Raw genomic sequence first — 17809 nt, forward strand, 5'->3', positions numbered from 1 at the left:
ACTTAAATATTAAATTATTTAAAAAAAGTTCTAAAAATACTTTACAAGATTGTGAAATCATGGTATAGTAATGAAGCTTAGAAAATGAGATGATGTTTTCTAGCAAATATAAACCCGAGTAAAAAATGCCTACGGACAGGCAGGGTTGAATGCCGAAGCGTGGTTGAAAAGCCACATTATTGATAGGGTTAAAAGCCTACTTTTATAAGTTGATGTTAGGGCACTTGTCCTAATTCGTATAGATTTGTTAGTGTGGTGAAAGCACACGTCATCTTGTGAAACGATCAATAAAGTACGTAATATTTGCTACTAGAGAGTTAGGAAACATCAGGAACAGACATACTCAAAAGAAACAAACATAAACACGTCAGTAGATTGTAGAGCAGGTGCCAACCTGCTCTTTTTTCATAAGTATCCTTTAGAACCTTGCATTGTTAAGGTGTAAAACTATGGTAAAGGAGTATGTCTCTATAATGTTAAATCAAAACCAAGCTCCTATTTATGAGGGACTGGTCAAGTTACGAAAAAAAAGAATTGTACCTTTCGATGTACCTGGTCACAAACGTGGCCGTGGGAACCCAGAATTAGTGGAACTTTTAGGGGAAAAATGCGTTGGTATTGATGTCAATTCTATGAAGCCCTTGGACAATCTAGGACATCCTATTTCGATTATTAGAGAAGCGGAAGAGCTAGCAGCAGAGGCTTTTGGCGCTGCTCATGCCTTTTTAATGATTGGCGGGACAACCTCATCCGTGCAAACCATGATTCTTTCCACCTGTAAATCCGGTGATAAAATCATCCTTCCACGAAATGTCCATAAATCAGCTATTAATGCACTCGTTTTATGCGGAGCTATTCCTATCTATATCGAGATGAGTGTGGATCCAAAAATCGGTATTGCTTTGGGGCTTGAAAATGAGCGTGTAGCACAAGCGATTGAGGATCATCCGGATGCCAAGGCTATCCTAATTAACAATCCAACTTACTATGGGATTTGTTCAGACCTTAAGGGGTTAACAGAGATGGCACACGCCGCAGGAATGAAAGTCTTAGTAGATGAGGCGCACGGTGCTCATCTGCACTTTACAGATAAGCTTCCTTTATCTGCTATGGATGCAGGAGCAGATATGTCAGCTGTATCCATGCATAAATCCGGTGGCAGCTTGACTCAAAGTTCCCTTCTTTTAGTTGGAAATCAGATGAATCCTGAATATGTCCGTCAGATCATTAATCTGACACAGTCAACATCAGCATCCTACTTGCTAATGGCTAGTCTAGATGTTTCTCGTAGAAACCTAGCCCTTCGTGGTAAGGAGTCCTTTGAAAAGGTCATTGAGCTATCTGAGTACGCACGTCGTGAAATCAATGCCATCGGTGGCTACTATGCCTACTCAAAAGAACTAGTAGATGGTGTATCAGTTTGTGATTTTGATGTAACCAAGCTGTCAGTTTACACACAAGGTATTGGTCTAACAGGGATTGAAGTTTATGATCTCTTACGGGATGAATATGACATTCAAATTGAGTTTGGTGATATCGGCAATATCTTAGCTTATATTTCGATTGGTGACCGTATCCAAGACATTGAACGCTTGGTAGGTGCTTTGGCTGATATCAAGAGACTATACTCGCGAGATGGGAAGGACTTGATTGCTGGAGAATACATCCAGCCTGAGTTGGTGCTATCTCCTCAGGAAGCATTCTATGCAGAGAGAAGAAGCTTAACATTAGACGAGGCCGTTGGCCAGGTCTGTGGGGAATTTGTCATGTGCTATCCTCCAGGTATTCCAATCCTAGCGCCAGGTGAACGGATTACACGAGAAATTGTTGATTATATTCAATTCGCCAAAGAACGTGGTTGTTCCCTCCAAGGAACGGAAGATCCAGAGGTCAATCACATCAATGTTATTGAGAGAAAGGAGAACTAGATGGATTTATGGTTTTCTGAAGTTCATACTCCAGACGTGAAACTATCCCTGAGAACTGCCAAGCAACTCTACGCAGGAAAAAGCGAATGGCAGGATATTGAAGTATTAGATACACCAGCTTTTGGGAAGATTTTGATTTTAAATGGGCATGTCTTGTTTTCAGATGCAGATGACTTTGTCTACAACGAAATGACCGTCCACGTTCCTATGGCTGTCCATCCAAATCCAAAGAAAGTCTTGGTTATTGGGGGTGGTGACGGTGGTGTTGCCCAAGTATTAACCCTCTATCCTGAATTGGAACAAATCGATATTGTAGAACCAGATGAGATGCTGGTTGAAGTTTGTCGAGAATACTTCCCAGATTTTGCTGCAGGACTTGATGACTCTCGCGTCACTATTTACTACCAAAATGGACTGAGATTTTTGAGAAACTGTGAAGATGATTACGACATTATCATTAACGATGCGACAGATCCATTTGGCCATACGGAAGGGCTCTTTACCAAGGAATTTTACGGCAATAGTTACCGTGCTCTCAAAGAGGACGGAATCATGATTTATCAGCATGGTAGTCCCTTCTTTGACGAAGATGAGTCAGCTTGCCGAAGTATGCACCGCAAGGTTAATCAAGCCTTTCCAATCAGCAGGGTTTACCAAGCACATATCCCAACTAGTCCTGCTGGCTATTGGTTGTTTGGATTTGCATCTAAAAAATATCACCCTGTCAAAGATTTTGACAAGGAAGGCTGGAAAAAACGCCAGTTATTTACGGAATATTACACTGCAAACTTGCATATTGGTGCCTTTATGTTGCCTAAGTATGTAGAAGACATTTTAGAAGAAGAGGAAGGAAAAAAATGAGTCGTTTATTAGTTATTGGATGTGGGGGCGTTGCCCAAGTTGCTATTTCAAAGATTTGCCAAGATAGCGAAACGTTTAAAGAAATTATGATTGCTAGCCGTACAAAGTCAAAATGTGATGACTTGAAGGCTAAATTAGAAGGTAAAACAAATACTAAGATTGAGACAGCTGCTCTTGATGCTGACAAGGTAGAAGAAGTCATTGCCTTGATTGAAAGCTACAAACCAGAAGCTGTTTTGAACGTAGCTCTACCTTATCAAGACTTGACCATCATGGATGCTTGTTTGGCAACAGGTGTCCACTATATCGATACTGCCAACTATGAGGCTGAGGACACAGAAGACCCTGAATGGCGTGCTATTTATGAGAAACGTTGTAAGGAACTTGGTTTTACAGCCTACTTTGACTACTCATGGCAATGGGCTTACCAAGATAAATTCAAAGAAGCAGGTCTGACAGCTCTTCTTGGTTCTGGTTTTGACCCAGGTGTAACCAGCGTCTTTTCAGCTTATGCACTCAAACATTACTTTGACGAAATCCACTATATCGATATTTTAGACTGTAATGGTGGTGACCACGGTTATCCATTTGCGACAAACTTCAACCCAGAAATCAACTTGCGTGAAGTTTCTGCACCAGGTTCTTACTGGGAAGATGGAAAATGGGTAGAAGTCGAAGCTATGTCTATCAAACGTGAGTATGATTTCCCTCAAGTTGGTCAAAAAGACATGTATCTCCTCCACCATGAAGAAATCGAATCATTAGCAAAAAATATTCCAGGAGTTAAACGCATTCGCTTCTTTATGACTTTTGGCCAATCTTATCTAACACATATGAAATGCTTGGAAAACGTTGGGCTCCTTCGTACAGATGCTATTAATTTTAACGGACAAGAAATCGTACCAATCCAATTCTTGAAAGCCTTGCTTCCAGATCCTGCAAGCCTTGGACCACGTACTGTTGGTAAAACTAATATTGGATGTATCTTTACAGGTGTCAAAGATGGCGTTGAAAAGACAATCTACATTTACAATGTTTGCGACCATCAGGAGTGCTATGCAGAGGTTGGTTCACAAGCCATTTCTTACACAACAGGTGTTCCAGCCATGATTGGAACAAAATTAGTGATGGATGGCACTTGGAAACAACCAGGAGTTTATAACCTTGAAGAGTTGGATCCAGACCCATTCATGGAAGCTTTAAATAAATACGGTTTGCCATGGGTTGTGGTTGAAAATCCACAAATGGTGGACTAATGAAATTAGAACAAGTACCAACGCCTTCTTATATCATTGACTTAGGAAAATTAGAAGAGAATTGCCGCATTCTACAAGAGGTTCAGGAAAAGGCAGGTTGTAAGGTTTTGCTAGCTCAAAAGGCTTATTCTCTCTATAAAACCTATCCTTTGATTAGCCAGTATCTATCAGGTACGACAGCTAGTGGACTCTATGAAGCGAAGTTAGCTAGAGAAGAGTTTCCGGGGGAAGTCCATGTATTTGCGCCTGCTTTCAAGGAATCAGATATGGAAGAGCTACTGCAAATATCTGATCATATTGATTTTAACTCAGAGAGACAACTTCGAAAGTATGGTCATCGTTGTCGTGAGGCTGGTATCAGTGTGGGTCTTCGCATCAATCCTCAATGTTCAACGCAGGGTGACCACGCGCTTTATGACCCTTGTGCTCCTGGCTCTCGTTTTGGAGTAACTTTGGATAAGATACCAAGTGATTTATTGGATTTGGTTGACGGACTTCATTTTCATACCCTCTGTGAGCAAGGGGCAGATGATTTACAAACGACTTTGAAAGCAGTAGAAGACCAGTTTGGTGCCTATTTGCACCAAGTTAAATGGCTCAATATGGGTGGTGGTCATCATATTACGAGAGATGACTATGATGTGTACTTACTGATTTCTGAGATTAAACGAATTCGAGAAACTTATAACGTAGACGTCTACATTGAACCTGGAGAAGCTATTGCCCTTAATGCGGGCTATCTAGCGACAGAAGTCTTGGATATTGTTGAAAACGGAATTGAGACCTTGGTGTTAGATGCTTCAGCAAGTTGCCATATGCCAGATGTGCTTGAGATGCCTTATCGCCCCCCATTAAGAGATGGTTTTGAAGCGCAAGAAAAACCTTATACTTATAGACTCTCTTCAAATACTTGTCTTACAGGGGATATCATTGGGGATTACAGCTTTGAAAAACCGATTGAAATCGGTGATCGCCTCTATTTTGAAGACATGGCTATTTACTCCTTTGTCAAAAATAATACCTTTAATGGTATTGGACTTCCAAGTTTGTATCTCATGGATAAAGAGGGTGAGTGCAGTCTAGTCAAAGCATTTGGCTACCAAGACTTTAAGGAGAGATTATCATGATGGACAGCCCAAAGAAATTAGGTTATTGTATGCCTGCAGAGTATGAACCCCATCATGGGACTCTTATGATATGGCCTACTCGACCAGGGTCTTGGCCATTTGAAGGCAAGGCCGCTAAAGCTGCTTTTAGCCGGATTATCAAAACGATTGCTCAGGGGGAAACAGTCTACCTTTTGGTTGAGGAGGACTATCTATCTGAAGCACAATCTTATCTTGGAGACAAGGTTGTTTATCTAGATATTCAGACAAATGATGCCTGGGCACGTGATACTGGTCCAACTATTCTCCTCAATGATAAAAGAGAAAAGTTGGCGGTAGATTGGTCTTTCAATGCCTGGGGTGGTGCTGTTGACGGTCTTTACCAAGATTATGAAGCAGATGACCAAGTAGCCAGCAGCTTTGCAGAAGTCTTAGATATACCTGTTTATGATGCCAAACCTTTTGTAATGGAAGGCGGAGCTATTCATAGTGACGGTCAAGGTACCATTCTTGTCACAGAAAGCTGCTTGCTCAGTCCGGGTCGTAATCCTCACCTGACTAAAGAACAGATTGAAAAGATATTATTAGAAAGCCTTGGTGCCGAAAAAGTCATTTGGTTGCCTTACGGTATTTATCAAGACGAGACAAATGAACACGTCGATAATGTTGCAGCCTTTGTTGGTCCTGCTGAGGTTGTTTTAGCATGGACGGATGACCAAGATGATCCTCAGTATGCCATGTCTGCAGCAGATCTAGCTCTTTTAGAGAAGGAAACCGATGCAAAAGGCCGGAGTTTCACTATTCATAAACTTCCAATCCCAGCTATTCATCAAGTAGTTACAGAAGAAGATTTGCCGGGATATACATATGAAGAAGGCGAAGAGGAGCGTTATGCAGGTGAAAGACTAGCAGCTTCCTATGTGAATTTTTATATCGCCAATAAATCTGTCTTGGTACCACAATTTCAGGATGTAAACGATCAAGTGGCCTTGGATATTCTGAGTCAGTGTTTCCCAGACCATGATGTTGTCGGAATTCCTGCAAGAGATATTCTATTAGGTGGTGGAAATATCCACTGTATTACCCAACAAATTCCAGAATAGGAGAAAAAGATGAGAAATGTAACGGTTGCAGCTATTCAGATGCAATGCGCTAAGGATGTGGAAACCAATATCCAAACAGCTGAACGCTTAGTTCGACAAGCTGCAGACAAAGGAGCCCAGATCATTCTTTTACCAGAATTATTTGAACGTCCCTATTTCTGTCAGGAGCGTCAGTATGACTACTACCAGTATGCCCAGTCGGTATCAGAAAATACGGCTATTCAGCATTTCAAAGTGATTGCCAAGGAGCTAAAGGTCGTTTTACCGATCAGTTTCTATGAAAAAGATGGTAATGTCTTGTACAATTCTATTGCTGTCATTGATGCAGATGGAGAAGTACTAGGAGTTTATCGTAAAACTCATATACCAGATGACCATTATTATCAGGAGAAATTCTTCTTTACTCCTGGAAATACTGGTTTCAAGGTCTGGGACACTCGCTATGCTAAGATTGGTATTGGCATCTGTTGGGACCAATGGTTCCCAGAAACAGCCCGTTGCCTTGCACTAAATGGTGCAGAATTACTCTTTTATCCAACAGCCATTGGTTCGGAGCCGATTTTGGATACAGATAGTTGTGGTCATTGGCAACGTACCATGCAAGGACACTCAGCAGCTAATATTGTGCCAGTTATTGCTGCTAATCGTTATGGTTTGGAAAAAGTCACTCCTTGCGAGGAAAATGGAGGACAAAGTTCCAGTCTTAACTTCTATGGTTCATCCTTTATGACCGATGAAACAGGAGCTATTTTAAGTCAAGCCGAACGACAAGATGAAGCCATCCTCTTAACCACTTATGACCTTGATAAGGGAGCTAATGAACGCCTGAATTGGGGTCTCTTTAGAGATAGAAGACCGGACATGTATAAAGATATCGTGAAATGACAAAAAGCCTCTTGGAGGCTTTTTTCTGTAGATACTATAATAATTTTTTATAATGTCCTAGGATTCTGATAAAATGAACATAGCATTACTGAGGAGAAGAAAGACTGGAAAGCTCTCAATCAATTTTTCCTTGAAGAATTAAGTCGTGACTGAGGTTAGATATGGGAAAATGGACATGTAGATGTGGTCAAGCAATGAACGACCACCAAGCGAATGATCCAAATGCTTATTCGGTTTATTCGGATGAGTTCTTAGCAGAAATTTCTCAAGCTGAATTATTTTAACTGATATTCTGTCATTGTAATTACGGTAATTATTTGTTATAATACTTCAAAGGAGGAAATCAGATGGTAGTAAAAACAAGAAAACAAGGAAATTCAATCACCATCACCATTCCAAGCGAATTCAATATTCCAAGTGGTGTAAAATACGAAGCGAAATTGTTACCAAGTGGTGAAATTATCTTTACTCCTGAAGAGTCTGGACATCAGATTTCTTATGTAACTGATGATGCCTTTGACTTAAATTTGGACAAAATTTTTGACGAATACGATGATGTTTTCAAAGCTTTGGTGGAAAAATGACAGTCTATCTGACAGAAAAGCAAATTGAAAAAATCAATGCTTTAGCAATTCAACGGTATTCACCTAATGAAAAAATTCAGACAGTTAGTCCTTCTGCCTTAAATATGATTGTCAATTTACCAGAGCAATTTGTCTTCGGTAAACCTCTTTATCCAACAATTTTTGATAAGGCAACAATACTATTTGTCCAATTGATCAAAAAGCATGTTTTTGCCAATGCTAATAAACGAACTGCTTTCTTTGTTTTGGTGAAATTTTTACAGTTGAATGGATATCGTTTTTCTGTAACAGTTGAAGAAGCGGTCGCTATGTGCGTGACTATCGCAGTAGAAGCCTTGACAGATGAAAAGTTAGCTTCCTACGCCAAATGGATCTCTGAAAATTCATTTAGAGTTAATGGCAAGAATTAAGTTTGGATGTTTAAATCCTATAAGTAAAAAATAGACAAACAGATAGTAGTATTCTGTAATGCAGAAAACTAATCTTTTGAATACGTCAAACATTCAATCTTACTAAACAAAAAAAGTAGCCCCTTCAGGCTACTTTTTAAAATTCTTTGTAAACATAAGTATTTTCGGGTTTGTCTACTTTGATGAAGGACTGGACTTCAAGGGTTGGGAGGACTTGGTTGAGTTCCTTGTGATAGCGATTGCTAATCTTACCTTTGACTCTCACCCAAGTGTTATTTTCGTACCGATTAGTGTTTCCAGTGGTCAAAAGGCCAAAAACTCCTGAATCAGCGATACAGTGCATAATACCAAAGCGAAAAACAAATTGACTATTGGTATGATTTGGATCGTTGTAGACAAAGCCAATAAACACGATTTCCTTGCCTTCAAATTCATTTGGATAATCATAGATAGCTTCCATGACCTCCAGGTAATTTTCATCATTGATAACTATACTAGATTGAGCTAAGTATTTATCAGCACTCTTCCGAATAATATTTTCATGAGCTGTTTGTGAATAAAAGCGACTGGTATCCGGCTTAAGATACTGACTGCTCGTTCCTTCACTTGCTTGGATTGCCTTGTCAGTTCCTTCCGACAAAGGGAAATAATATCCTTTTGCCGATACTGTTTGTGAATCCAGAGTGACAGTTGGAAAGGTAAATCCAACTAACAAGGGTAAACTTAAGAGGACAAAACTAGCAAGCTTGGCTGAAAAACTATGTAAGTGACTATGTTCTTTCAAACGCTTGATGAAAATATAGGCTTGAACGATGGCTAGTAACAATGACAAAACCATGCTGATATAAGCCAGATAAGAGTAGTGGAGGTTTATATACTGATTGAGCTTACCTGATAGGTGCAGATAAAGGGTTAAGATAAAATAGCCAAATAAGATAAAAAATCGAATCATAGCATCACCCCGACTAGATAAGAATAGACAAGAACAACAAGAGTTACAATTGTCATGAATTGCCAAATAAATCGCGTTTTGAGATAATTCTTCATCATGAGTAAGTTCTTGACATCAAGCATGGGACCTATAACCAGAAAGGCAAGCACTGGAGCAAAGCCAAAACTTGATAGAAGAGAAGAGCCAATAAAGGCATCCGCTTCACTACAGAGGGATAGTAGGAAAGATAAGACCATCAGAAGAACAATCGCAAGTAGTGGTGATGCGCTGATAGATGTCAGGATACGAGTTGGAACATATACTTGGACTATGCTGGCAAAAAGACAGCCAAAGACCAAATATCGTCCCATATCAAAGAATTCATCAATAGCTTGGATAAAGACCTGAAGCAGTTTTTGACTTTTAGTCAAGTGAGAAAAATCATGCTCATGGCAAGCCAATCTGTTTTCCTTTTGGATAGGTCCCTCCCAGAAAAATCCAAGAAAGATACCCAATATAGTAGCAACTAGAATCGCGCCCAAAGCTCTTAGAAGAACCATTTGAATTGAATTGCCAAAGGCTGAATAAGTCGCAAAAAGTACGATGGGATTGATGATAGGAGCCGTTACTAGAAAAGGTACCGCTGTATAGCTAGGAACCTTCTTTTCTAAAAAACGATTGATGATAGGAACGATTCCACATTCGCAAGAAGGGAAGAGGAAACCAATGAAGCTACCAAAAAAGATTCTCCCCAAACGATTTTTAGGGAGAAATTTATAAACCTTCTCAGGTGTGACATAGACTTCAATGGCACCAGAGATGATACTACCAATTAAGACAAAGGGTAAAGCTTCAATAATAATTGAAAGAAAAATAGCGCCAGCTTGTAGCACACTAGAAGGTAAACTTTGAAAGAGTGTCATCTATTTTTTCTTTTCTGCCTTATCTTTCTTTTCTTTGTCATCTGGAAATGTTACTTGCTTCAAGTCAGGTAGTTTAGCGAATTCTTCGAACATCTTATCTAAGTCATCAGTTTTTGTAAATTTAACAGCCATAAGGCATACCTCGATTCTTTTAGTTAACACTATTATACTATTATTTCTAAGAAATAGTTGGATTTTAAAATAAACATGGCTTTTATCTTTATAAAGTTGAATGAAAGCAACAAATTAATGAAAACAAGCTTTCGCGCTTATGGTATAATAGTTTCATGGATAAAAAATATGAAAAAATTTCCCAAGATTTGGGTGTAACTTTAAATCAGATTGATACTGTCTTGTCTTTGACAGCAGAAGGAGCAACTATCCCCTTTATCGCCCGTTATCGGAAAGATATGACCGGAAGTCTAGATGAGGTAGCCATTAAAGCTATTATCGACCTCGATAAGAGTTTAACTGCTCTAAATGATCGTAAGGAAGCCGTCTTAGCAAAAATCAAAGAGCAAGGCAAGCTAACTAAGGAGTTAGAAGAAGCAATTCTATCAGCTGAAAAACTCGCAGATGTAGAAGAACTCTATCTTCCCTATAAGGAGAAACGTCGCACCAAGGCAACGATTGCGCGTGAGGCTGGACTTTTTCCACTTGCTCGGTTAATTTTACAAAATGTTTCTAATCTAGAAAAAGAAGCAGAAGCATTTATCTGTGAAGGTTTCGAAACTCCTCAAGAAGCTTTGGCTGGAGCTGTAGACATCTTGGTTGAAGCACTATCCGAGGATGTTCATTTACGTTCAATGACATATCAAGAGGTACTTAGACGCTCTAAGATTACTTCTCAAGTCAAAGATGAGAGTCTTGATGAAAAACAAGTCTTTCAGATTTATTACGATTTTTCAGAAACAGTTGCAAACATGCAAGGTTACCGTACGCTTGCCCTTAATCGTGGTGAGAAGCTAGGCATTTTGAAAATTGGCTTTGAGCATGCGACTGATCGTATCCAATCTTTCTTTGCTGCTCGTTTCAAAGTTAAGAACGCCTATATTGACGAAGTTATTCAGCAATCTGTTAAGAAAAAAGTACTACCAGCCATTGAGCGTCGTATTCGTACCGAACTAACAGAAAAGGCAGAAGAAGGAGCTATCCAACTCTTCTCAGAAAACCTTCGAAATCTTCTCCTTGTTGCACCTCTTAAAGGGCGCGTGGTCCTTGGATTTGACCCTGCCTTTCGTACAGGTGCCAAGCTTGCGGTCGTTGATGCGACTGGGAAGATGCTAACGACGCAAGTCATTTATCCAGTCAAACCAGCTTCAGCTCGTCAGATTGAAGAAGCAAAAAGAGATTTAGCAGATTTGATTGGCCAATATGGTGTGGAAATCATTGCCATCGGTAATGGTACTGCTAGTCGTGAGAGTGAATCCTTCGTCGCTGAAGTACTTAAAGATTTTCCTGAGGTCAGCTATGTCATTGTCAATGAGAGTGGGGCATCTGTCTACTCAGCTAGTGAACTTGCTCGTCAAGAGTTTCCTGATTTAACTGTTGAGAAACGCTCTGCTATTTCGATTGCTCGTCGCTTGCAAGACCCACTTGCTGAATTGGTTAAAATTGATCCCAAATCGATCGGTGTCGGTCAATATCAGCACGATGTTAGTCAAAAGAAACTGTCTGAAAGTCTGGACTTTGTTGTTGATACAGTCGTTAACCAAGTCGGTGTAAATGTCAATACAGCTAGTCCAGCCTTACTTTCGCACGTAGCTGGGCTTAACAAAACAATCTCTGAAAATATCGTAAAGTACCGTGAAGAAGAAGGTAAAATCACTTCACGCGCCCAAATAAAGAAAGTCCCTCGTTTAGGAGCAAAAGCCTTTGAACAGGCTGCAGGTTTCCTCCGTATCCCTGAAAGTAACAATATCCTTGATAACACAGGTGTTCACCCAGAAAACTATGCTGCTGTTAAGGAACTCTTCAAACGTTTGGACATTAAAGACCTAAATGAAGAAGCGCAAGCCAAACTAAAATCTATTTCTATCAAGGAAATGGCCCAAGAATTAGACCTCGGTCAAGAAACTCTTAAAGATATTATTGCAGATCTTTTAAAACCCGGTCGTGATTTCCGTGATTCTTTTGATGCTCCAGTCCTACGTCAGGATGTCTTGGATATCAAAGACTTAAAAGTTGGCCAGAAGCTTGAGGGCGTTGTTCGTAACGTCGTTGACTTCGGTGCCTTTGTTGACATTGGTATTCACGAGGATGGCCTGATTCATATCTCTCACATGAGCAAGAAATTCATCAAACATCCGAGTCAAGTCGTTTCAGTTGGTGATTTGGTAACCGTTTGGGTAAAGAAAATCGATGTCCAACGAGAAAAAGTAAATCTGTCGCTCCTTGCACCAGATGAATCTAACTAATTACGTTCGACAAGTTTCTTTAGAAGACTTTGGGAAACCATTCAATCATCAAGCTCAATGGAATACTCGTCTGCGGTCGACAGGTGGGCGATTCTTTCCAAAGGATGGGCATTTGGATTTTAACCCCAAAGTTTATCAAGAACTTGGTTTAGAGGTTTTTCGGAAAATTGTCCGACACGAACTCTGTCATTATCATCTATACTATGAGGGCAAGGGGTATAAACATAAAGATGTAGCCTTTAAGAATTTGTTAAAAGAAGTGGATGGACTCCGCTTTGTTCCTCCCTTATCAAATGTCAATCAAAAACCAGATTTGGTTTATAAATGTCACTCTTGTGGTCAAACTTATCAAAGGAAGCGACGAATTGATACCAAACGCTATCGTTGTGGTCTCTGTCGTGGTAAACTCATTTTGCAAAATCCGCCTAAGGACTGATGCAGGGTGTTCTAGTTCATGTTATACTTATTTCAAGAATACCGAAAGAGGTACAAACTATGAATAAAAATTTTTACAAAATGAGACGAAATCGTATGATATCAGGAGTACTTGCTGGACTCTCTGATAAATGGGACCTTGATGTTACTCTTGTGCGCTTCATTTTTGCTATCTTTACAATCGCAAACTTCGGACTTGGAATCATCATCTACATCATCTTAGCCTCTATCTTGCCAACAAAGGAAGATATCGAAGCAGAAATGTACGGAACAGGACCACGTAAGATAAAAGAGGCTGAACCAATCGATGATGATAAAGGTTGGTTTTGGTAGTTTTACTTAATTATATATGTTTGGATAATAAAAAAGATACCTCGAGGTATCTTTTTTAAATACTAAACAACTGACCCAATAGATAGGTCACTCCCATGGTCAAAAGACCGATACAAAGGTTACGAATCATAGCTGTTTTAGTTGGGGCTTTCCCGAGTTTGGCACTGGTGTAACCTGTAATCAATAGAGAAATCGCAACGATAAAAACAGTAGCAGGGATTCGATAGTCACTTGGAAAGATGGTAATGGAAAGCATTGGTGGTAGACTACCAAGAACAAAAGCAATGAAGCTAGATGCTGCAGCATGCCAAGGATTGGTAAACTCTTCATACTCGATTCCGTATTTTTCTTCAACTAAAGCTTTAAGTGGATTTTTAAGAAAAGCTTTATTGACTAAAAGTTGAGCTGAAGTTTCACACTCACCATTTTGAAGATAAGCAGCATATAGAGATTTCTTTGCAGCCTCGATATCCTTATCCAAAAGTAATTGCTCACGAGCTACTGCGGCTTCTTCGGTGTCTTTTTGAGTAGATACTGAAACATATTCACCTCCAGCCATAGAGAAGGCACCCGCTAAGATGGCAGCCAAACCTGAAAGAAAGATTATCCAGATATTACTGGTTGCACTGGCAACGCCGATAACAACTCCAGCGATGGAAATGATCCCGTCATTGGCTCCGAGCACACCAGCACGTAAAATGTTTAAACGACCAGCGAAGTTTGTATCAATTTCATGTGTAATTTTTGACATATTCTTCTCCTTTTTATCCATTATAAAGTATAGGAGAAGTAAAAACAAACTTTTTAAACTTTCTGAAAAAAGTTTTTCAATTCTAATATATGTCATAGCTATTGCTTATGCCAATATATAACAAAGTTGTATTTGTAACTGACTGTCATAGATGATACAATTAATGTAATGAAATCTTTGGAGGTCTGATGATGACTCGTGAATTTAAATTTGAAACCCTACAATTGCATGCAGGACAAGTGGTAGATGCTACTACCAAGTCTCGTGCTGTACCAATTTATCAAACAACATCTTTTGTATTTGAAGATACACAGGAGGGTGCAGACCTTTTTGCCCTTCAAAAAGCTGGAAATATCTATACTCGTATTACCAATCCAACAACTTCAGCCTTTGAAGAGCGTATTGCAGCACTAGAAGGCGGAGTAGGTGCACTTGCCACAGCTTCTGGGATGGCAGCTCTTACTTATACTATCCTTGGACTTGCTCATGCTGGTGATCATGTGGTTGCAGCTTCAACTATCTATGGTGGGACCTTTAACCTTTTGAAAGAAACCCTTCCTCGTTACGGAATCACCACTACTTTTGTTGATATTGATAATCTAGAAGAAGTAGAGGCAGCGATTAAAGATAATACAAAACTTGTTTTGATTGAAACTTTGGGTAATCCAGTTATCAACATTCCTGATATTGAAAAAATAGCTGAAATTGCTCATAAACATCAGATTCCTTTGGTTTCAGACAATACCTTTGCAACGCCTTATCTTATCAATGTCTTTTCACACGGTGTAGATATCTCGGTTCACTCGGCGACTAAATTTATCGGTGGACACGGTACAACTATTGGCGGTGTTATCGTCGATAGCGGTAAGTTTGACTGGGCTGCTTCAGGAAAATTCCCTCAATTAGTCGATGAAGATCCAAGCTACCACAATATCAGCTATACTCGTGATGTTGGTGCTGCAGCCTTTATCGTTGCTGCTCGCGTGCAATTGCTTCGCGATATGGGAGCTGCCCTTTCACCATTTAACTCATTCTTGCTCCTACAAGGTCTTGAGACACTATCTCTCCGTGTTGAACGTCATGTTCAAAATGCTGAGAAAATCGTTGATTTCCTTGTGAACCATCCAAAAGTTGAAAAAGTCAATTATCCAAAATTAGCTGATAGCCCTTACCATGCCTTGGCGGAGAAATATTTACCAAAAGGTGTTGGTTCAATCTTTACCTTCCACGTTAAAGGCGGAGAAGCAGAAGCTCGTAAGGTGATTGATAGCTTAGAAATCTTTTCAAACCTTGCAAACGTAGCAGATGCCAAATCATTGGTCGTTCATCCAGCAACTACAACTCATTCTCAATTGTCTGACTCTGATCTAGAAGCAGCAGGAGTAACTAAAAATCAAATCCGTCTATCAATTGGACTAGAAAATGTCGATGATTTGATTGAAGATTTACGACTAGCTCTTGAAAAAATCTAAAAATAACTTATATTTATCAAATTAAGCATCCTTCTCACGAATAATAAAGTGAGGAGGATTTTTATGTATAGTATTTCATTTCAAGAAGATTCGCTTTTACCAAGAGAGAGACTAGTCAAAGAAGGAGTAGAAGCACTCAGCAACCAAGAATTACTGGCAATATTACTAAGGACAGGCACAAAACAGGCTAATGTTTTTGAAATAGCGCAGAAGGTCTTAAATCAGCTGACATGTTTAACTGACCTCAAAAGAATGAGTCTACAGGAATTGCAGACTCTATCGGGTATTGGACGTGTTAAGGCTATCGAATTGCAAGCCGTTATTGAATTAGGCTACCGTATCCATAAAAAGGAAACAGTGGAAATGGAGAGTATTCTTAGCAGTCGTAAATTAGCTAAAAAGATGCAGTCTGAGATTGGAGATAAAAAACAAGAGCACCTAGTGGCGCTCTATCTGAATACTCAAAATCAAATCATTCATCAGCAGACTATTTTTATCGGGTCTGCCACGAGAAGTATTGCAGAACCGAGAGAAATTCTCCACTACGCTTTGAAGCATATGGCAACATCTGTGATTCTGGTTCACAATCATCCATCAGGAGCAGTGGTTCCTAGCCCCAATGATGACCATGTTACGAAGCTTGTTAAAGAAGCCTGTGAATTAATGGGATTGGTCTTATTGGACCATTTAATTGTCTCTCATTCTGATTATTTTAGTTACCGGGAGAAGACGGATATGATATAAAAAACCTGTATATGATACAGGTTTTACATTTCATTGACGACATAGTCGAAAAGTGTTTTATCTTTGGGGCGATTTTCAAAGAGAAATTCAGGATGCCATTGAACCCCAAGATAAGGGAAGCCATCCGTAGTTGTAACAGCTTCGATAATACCATCTTTAGGATCATGTGCTACAACCTTAAGATTAGGAGCTAAATCTTTGATGCTCTGATGGTGGAAAGAATTGATATGAGAGATTTCTCCATAGATTTCTCTTAGAATAGTATCTGGTTCGGTGACAAGTCGCTGAGTGGTGTATTCAGCGGAAGTATCTTGCCAATGATCTTCGATATCTTGATAAAGTGTTCCACCCATGGCAACGTTAAAGAGCTGAGTACCACGACAAACAGAAAAAATTGGTTTATTTTGCTTGATTGCTTCTTTAATGAGCGCTAACTCAAAAATATCACGTTGAAGGTGGTAATCGTCGCTATCAATAGCTTTTGGCTCACCATAGTATTTAGGGTCAACATTTTGTCCACCGGTTAAAATAAGTTTATCAATTAAACTAATGTAGTAACCGGCCATTTCTTCATCACCAATTGGTAGGATAATGGGGATACCTCCAGCTTCCTTAACTCCTTCAACAAAGCCTTTGGCAGCATAACTCATCATAAGCTCATCATCTGGATGCGGGGTTTCATTTCCTGTAATCCCAATAACTGGTTTTTTCATAAATCAATTCGCTTTCTAATCCTCTTTTCGCATGAAATAGAGGAGGGTTTGAAGTTCGCTAGTAAGATCGACATACTGAACAACTACGTCTTTAGGAAGATGTAGGTGAACAGGAGAAAAACTGAGTATACCTTTGATACCAGCATCAACCAAAAGTTCTGCAACTTCTTGAGATTTAACACTAGGAACAGTAAGAATAGCAGTTTTAACATCACTATCCTTAATTTTATCCTTTATTTGAGAGATTCCATAGATTGGAACACCGTCGGGTGTCTTGGTACCAACCTCAGGATGATCATCTAGGTCAAAAGCCATGATGATTTTCATCTTGTTACGCTCATGAAAGCGGTAGTGGAGGAGGGCATGTCCCATATTTCCAATACCTACAAGCATAACATTGGTAATAGAATTATCATTTAAAAGATCAGCGAAAAAGTTCATGAGCTTTTTGACATCATAGCCAAATCCACGACGACCAAGTTCGCCAAAGTAAGAGAAGTCACGACGAACAGTGGCAGAATCAATTCCAATCGCTTCTGCAATTTGTTTGGAATTAGCTCTTTCAATTTTCTCGGCATTAAATCTTTTAAAAATACGGTAATAGAGAGAAAGTCTCTTTGCTGTTGCCTTTGGAATAGCAGACTGTTTTTCTTTCACAAAATCACAACCTTTCTATCTACTATTTTATAGAAAGCTTGTGAAAATTGCAACAATAACGAAAAAAAACTAAGAAAAAATCTTAGTTTATCTTCGTTTCGTGGTAAGTCCTTAAAAAGCGGTAGAGGTCACCTAGAAGTCCTTGATAGATTTCAACTCCATCATGTGTTAATGAAGTAATATGAGTAGTATCAGGGAGAGTAACACAACCCGATAGAGAGAGCATAAGAGCTTCATAGTCTTCATATTCTTGCACACGCTCTACTTGATAGGAGTCCTTGTAAGTTAATCGAAACATAA

Annotated in this window: 21 protein-coding genes; 14 read left to right on the plus strand and 7 right to left on the minus strand. The window is 39.4% G+C overall.

The window, feature by feature from the left end; translation table 11 throughout:
* Positions 1-473: 473 nt before the first annotated feature.
* The 9 genes from HMPREF9423_RS06305 (at position 474) to HMPREF9423_RS06340 (ending at position 8133) form a co-directional block, all read left to right on the plus strand.
* Positions 474-1928, plus strand: coding sequence for an aminotransferase class I/II-fold pyridoxal phosphate-dependent enzyme (locus tag HMPREF9423_RS06305; protein WP_006155813.1), 1455 nt, complete (start codon positions 474-476; stop codon positions 1926-1928).
* A complete protein-coding gene (speE, locus tag HMPREF9423_RS06310) occupies positions 1929-2789 on the plus strand; it encodes a polyamine aminopropyltransferase (protein WP_006148502.1) in 861 nt (286 codons plus the stop codon). It abuts the gene before it with no gap.
* Positions 2786-4045 carry a saccharopine dehydrogenase family protein gene (locus tag HMPREF9423_RS06315; RefSeq protein ID WP_006148503.1) on the plus strand — a complete coding sequence of 420 codons (1260 nt, stop codon included), beginning with the start codon at positions 2786-2788 and terminating at the stop codon, positions 4043-4045. The genes speE and HMPREF9423_RS06315 overlap by 4 nt, the downstream gene beginning before the upstream one ends.
* Positions 4045-5172, plus strand: a complete 1128-nt coding sequence (nspC, locus tag HMPREF9423_RS06320; protein ID WP_006148504.1) for a carboxynorspermidine decarboxylase — start codon at positions 4045-4047, stop codon at positions 5170-5172. The genes HMPREF9423_RS06315 and nspC overlap by 1 nt, the downstream gene beginning before the upstream one ends.
* Positions 5169-6254, plus strand: a complete 1086-nt coding sequence (gene aguA, locus HMPREF9423_RS06325) for an agmatine deiminase (protein ID WP_006148505.1) — start codon at positions 5169-5171, stop codon at positions 6252-6254. Before nspC ends, aguA begins: the two co-directional genes overlap by 4 nt.
* A gap of 9 nt (positions 6255-6263) precedes the next feature.
* Positions 6264-7139: an N-carbamoylputrescine amidase gene (aguB, locus tag HMPREF9423_RS06330; protein WP_006148506.1), complete on the plus strand. Its 876-nt coding sequence runs from the start codon at positions 6264-6266 to the stop codon at positions 7137-7139.
* Positions 7140-7300: 161 nt separating this feature from the next.
* Complete coding sequence (locus HMPREF9423_RS12745; protein WP_006148507.1) at positions 7301-7423, plus strand: hypothetical protein; 123 nt, start codon at positions 7301-7303, stop codon at positions 7421-7423.
* Between the two features lie 63 nt (positions 7424-7486).
* A complete protein-coding gene (locus HMPREF9423_RS06335) occupies positions 7487-7723 on the plus strand; it encodes an AbrB/MazE/SpoVT family DNA-binding domain-containing protein (protein ID WP_006148508.1) in 237 nt (78 codons plus the stop codon).
* The gene (locus tag HMPREF9423_RS06340) at positions 7720-8133 is read left to right on the plus strand and encodes a type II toxin-antitoxin system death-on-curing family toxin (RefSeq protein WP_006148509.1); all 414 of its coding nucleotides are present in this window, start codon (positions 7720-7722) and stop codon (positions 8131-8133) included. The genes HMPREF9423_RS06335 and HMPREF9423_RS06340 overlap by 4 nt, the downstream gene beginning before the upstream one ends.
* Before the next feature lie 136 nt (positions 8134-8269).
* Here the strand turns inward: HMPREF9423_RS06340 and HMPREF9423_RS06345 are convergent, their stop codons facing one another.
* The 3 genes from HMPREF9423_RS06345 to HMPREF9423_RS12750 are packed head-to-tail and all read right to left on the minus strand — an operon-like array spanning position 8270 to position 10119.
* Complete coding sequence (locus tag HMPREF9423_RS06345) at positions 8270-9085, minus strand: TIGR03943 family putative permease subunit (RefSeq protein WP_006148510.1); 816 nt, start codon at positions 9083-9085, stop codon at positions 8270-8272.
* Complete coding sequence (locus HMPREF9423_RS06350) at positions 9082-9987, minus strand: permease (RefSeq protein ID WP_006148511.1); 906 nt, start codon at positions 9985-9987, stop codon at positions 9082-9084. Before HMPREF9423_RS06350 ends, HMPREF9423_RS06345 begins: the two co-directional genes overlap by 4 nt.
* Positions 9988-10119: an SPJ_0845 family protein gene (locus tag HMPREF9423_RS12750; protein WP_000268695.1), complete on the minus strand. Its 132-nt coding sequence runs from the start codon at positions 10117-10119 to the stop codon at positions 9988-9990.
* A 155-nt stretch (positions 10120-10274) separates the two neighbouring features.
* On the opposite strand from HMPREF9423_RS12750, the gene HMPREF9423_RS06355 reads away from it, so the two are divergent.
* The 3 genes from HMPREF9423_RS06355 to HMPREF9423_RS06365 are packed head-to-tail and all read left to right on the plus strand — an operon-like array spanning position 10275 to position 13172.
* Positions 10275-12404 carry a Tex family protein gene (locus HMPREF9423_RS06355; RefSeq protein WP_006148512.1) on the plus strand — a complete coding sequence of 710 codons (2130 nt, stop codon included), beginning with the start codon at positions 10275-10277 and terminating at the stop codon, positions 12402-12404.
* Complete coding sequence (locus HMPREF9423_RS06360; RefSeq protein WP_006148513.1) at positions 12391-12840, plus strand: SprT family protein; 450 nt, start codon at positions 12391-12393, stop codon at positions 12838-12840. The genes HMPREF9423_RS06355 and HMPREF9423_RS06360 overlap by 14 nt, the downstream gene beginning before the upstream one ends.
* 59 nt (positions 12841-12899) lie before the next feature.
* Positions 12900-13172: a PspC domain-containing protein gene (locus tag HMPREF9423_RS06365; RefSeq protein WP_025170181.1), complete on the plus strand. Its 273-nt coding sequence runs from the start codon at positions 12900-12902 to the stop codon at positions 13170-13172.
* A gap of 55 nt (positions 13173-13227) precedes the next feature.
* Here the strand turns inward: HMPREF9423_RS06365 and HMPREF9423_RS06370 are convergent, their stop codons facing one another.
* A complete protein-coding gene (locus HMPREF9423_RS06370) occupies positions 13228-13923 on the minus strand; it encodes a VIT1/CCC1 transporter family protein (RefSeq protein ID WP_006155827.1) in 696 nt (231 codons plus the stop codon).
* Positions 13924-14114: 191 nt separating this feature from the next.
* Here HMPREF9423_RS06370 and HMPREF9423_RS06375 point away from each other — a divergent pair, with 191 nt between their 5' ends.
* Together HMPREF9423_RS06375 and radC are read left to right on the plus strand one after the other, a co-directional pair.
* Complete coding sequence (locus HMPREF9423_RS06375; protein WP_025170182.1) at positions 14115-15395, plus strand: O-acetylhomoserine aminocarboxypropyltransferase/cysteine synthase family protein; 1281 nt, start codon at positions 14115-14117, stop codon at positions 15393-15395.
* Between the two features lie 63 nt (positions 15396-15458).
* Positions 15459-16139, plus strand: coding sequence for a RadC family protein (gene radC, locus HMPREF9423_RS06380; protein WP_006148517.1), 681 nt, complete (start codon positions 15459-15461; stop codon positions 16137-16139).
* A 23-nt stretch (positions 16140-16162) separates the two neighbouring features.
* On the opposite strand, the gene HMPREF9423_RS06385 is transcribed toward radC, so the two are convergent.
* From HMPREF9423_RS06385 to HMPREF9423_RS06395, 3 genes are all read right to left on the minus strand, one after another.
* Positions 16163-16852: a gamma-glutamyl-gamma-aminobutyrate hydrolase family protein gene (locus HMPREF9423_RS06385; RefSeq protein WP_006148518.1), complete on the minus strand. Its 690-nt coding sequence runs from the start codon at positions 16850-16852 to the stop codon at positions 16163-16165.
* A gap of 15 nt (positions 16853-16867) precedes the next feature.
* On the minus strand, positions 16868-17509 hold the full coding sequence (locus HMPREF9423_RS06390) for a redox-sensing transcriptional repressor Rex (protein ID WP_004252929.1): 642 nt from the start codon (positions 17507-17509) through the stop codon (positions 16868-16870).
* Between the two features lie 82 nt (positions 17510-17591).
* Positions 17592-17807, minus strand: coding sequence for a DUF4649 family protein (locus tag HMPREF9423_RS06395; RefSeq protein ID WP_006148519.1), 216 nt, complete (start codon positions 17805-17807; stop codon positions 17592-17594).
* Positions 17808-17809: the final 2 nt, after the last annotated feature.

Origin of the sequence: Streptococcus infantis ATCC 700779 (assembly GCF_000187465.1) — a bacterium.
GTDB classification, from domain to species: domain Bacteria; phylum Bacillota; class Bacilli; order Lactobacillales; family Streptococcaceae; genus Streptococcus; species Streptococcus infantis.

Excerpts from the sequence above, each read along its gene's own strand:
- HMPREF9423_RS06305 (WP_006155813.1), top strand. The coding sequence starts at position 474 with ATGTTAAATCAAAACCAAGCTCCTATTTATGAGGGACTGGTCAAGTTA.
- speE (WP_006148502.1), top strand. The coding sequence starts at position 1,929 with ATGGATTTATGGTTTTCTGAAGTTCATACTCCAGACGTGAAACTATCC.
- HMPREF9423_RS06315 (WP_006148503.1), top strand. The coding sequence starts at position 2,786 with ATGAGTCGTTTATTAGTTATTGGATGTGGGGGCGTTGCCCAAGTTGCT.
- nspC (WP_006148504.1), top strand. The coding sequence starts at position 4,045 with ATGAAATTAGAACAAGTACCAACGCCTTCTTATATCATTGACTTAGGA.
- aguA (WP_006148505.1), top strand. The coding sequence starts at position 5,169 with ATGATGGACAGCCCAAAGAAATTAGGTTATTGTATGCCTGCAGAGTAT.
- aguB (WP_006148506.1), top strand. The coding sequence starts at position 6,264 with ATGAGAAATGTAACGGTTGCAGCTATTCAGATGCAATGCGCTAAGGAT.
- HMPREF9423_RS12745 (WP_006148507.1), top strand. The coding sequence starts at position 7,301 with ATGGGAAAATGGACATGTAGATGTGGTCAAGCAATGAACGACCACCAA.
- HMPREF9423_RS06335 (WP_006148508.1), top strand. The coding sequence starts at position 7,487 with ATGGTAGTAAAAACAAGAAAACAAGGAAATTCAATCACCATCACCATT.
- HMPREF9423_RS06340 (WP_006148509.1), top strand. The coding sequence starts at position 7,720 with ATGACAGTCTATCTGACAGAAAAGCAAATTGAAAAAATCAATGCTTTA.
- HMPREF9423_RS06345 (WP_006148510.1), bottom strand. The coding sequence starts at position 9,085 with ATGATTCGATTTTTTATCTTATTTGGCTATTTTATCTTAACCCTTTAT.
- HMPREF9423_RS06350 (WP_006148511.1), bottom strand. The coding sequence starts at position 9,987 with ATGACACTCTTTCAAAGTTTACCTTCTAGTGTGCTACAAGCTGGCGCT.
- HMPREF9423_RS12750 (WP_000268695.1), bottom strand. The coding sequence starts at position 10,119 with ATGGCTGTTAAATTTACAAAAACTGATGACTTAGATAAGATGTTCGAA.
- HMPREF9423_RS06355 (WP_006148512.1), top strand. The coding sequence starts at position 10,275 with ATGGATAAAAAATATGAAAAAATTTCCCAAGATTTGGGTGTAACTTTA.
- HMPREF9423_RS06360 (WP_006148513.1), top strand. The coding sequence starts at position 12,391 with ATGAATCTAACTAATTACGTTCGACAAGTTTCTTTAGAAGACTTTGGG.
- HMPREF9423_RS06365 (WP_025170181.1), top strand. The coding sequence starts at position 12,900 with ATGAATAAAAATTTTTACAAAATGAGACGAAATCGTATGATATCAGGA.
- HMPREF9423_RS06370 (WP_006155827.1), bottom strand. The coding sequence starts at position 13,923 with ATGTCAAAAATTACACATGAAATTGATACAAACTTCGCTGGTCGTTTA.
- HMPREF9423_RS06375 (WP_025170182.1), top strand. The coding sequence starts at position 14,115 with ATGACTCGTGAATTTAAATTTGAAACCCTACAATTGCATGCAGGACAA.
- radC (WP_006148517.1), top strand. The coding sequence starts at position 15,459 with ATGTATAGTATTTCATTTCAAGAAGATTCGCTTTTACCAAGAGAGAGA.
- HMPREF9423_RS06385 (WP_006148518.1), bottom strand. The coding sequence starts at position 16,852 with ATGAAAAAACCAGTTATTGGGATTACAGGAAATGAAACCCCGCATCCA.
- HMPREF9423_RS06395 (WP_006148519.1), bottom strand. The coding sequence starts at position 17,807 with ATGTTTCGATTAACTTACAAGGACTCCTATCAAGTAGAGCGTGTGCAA.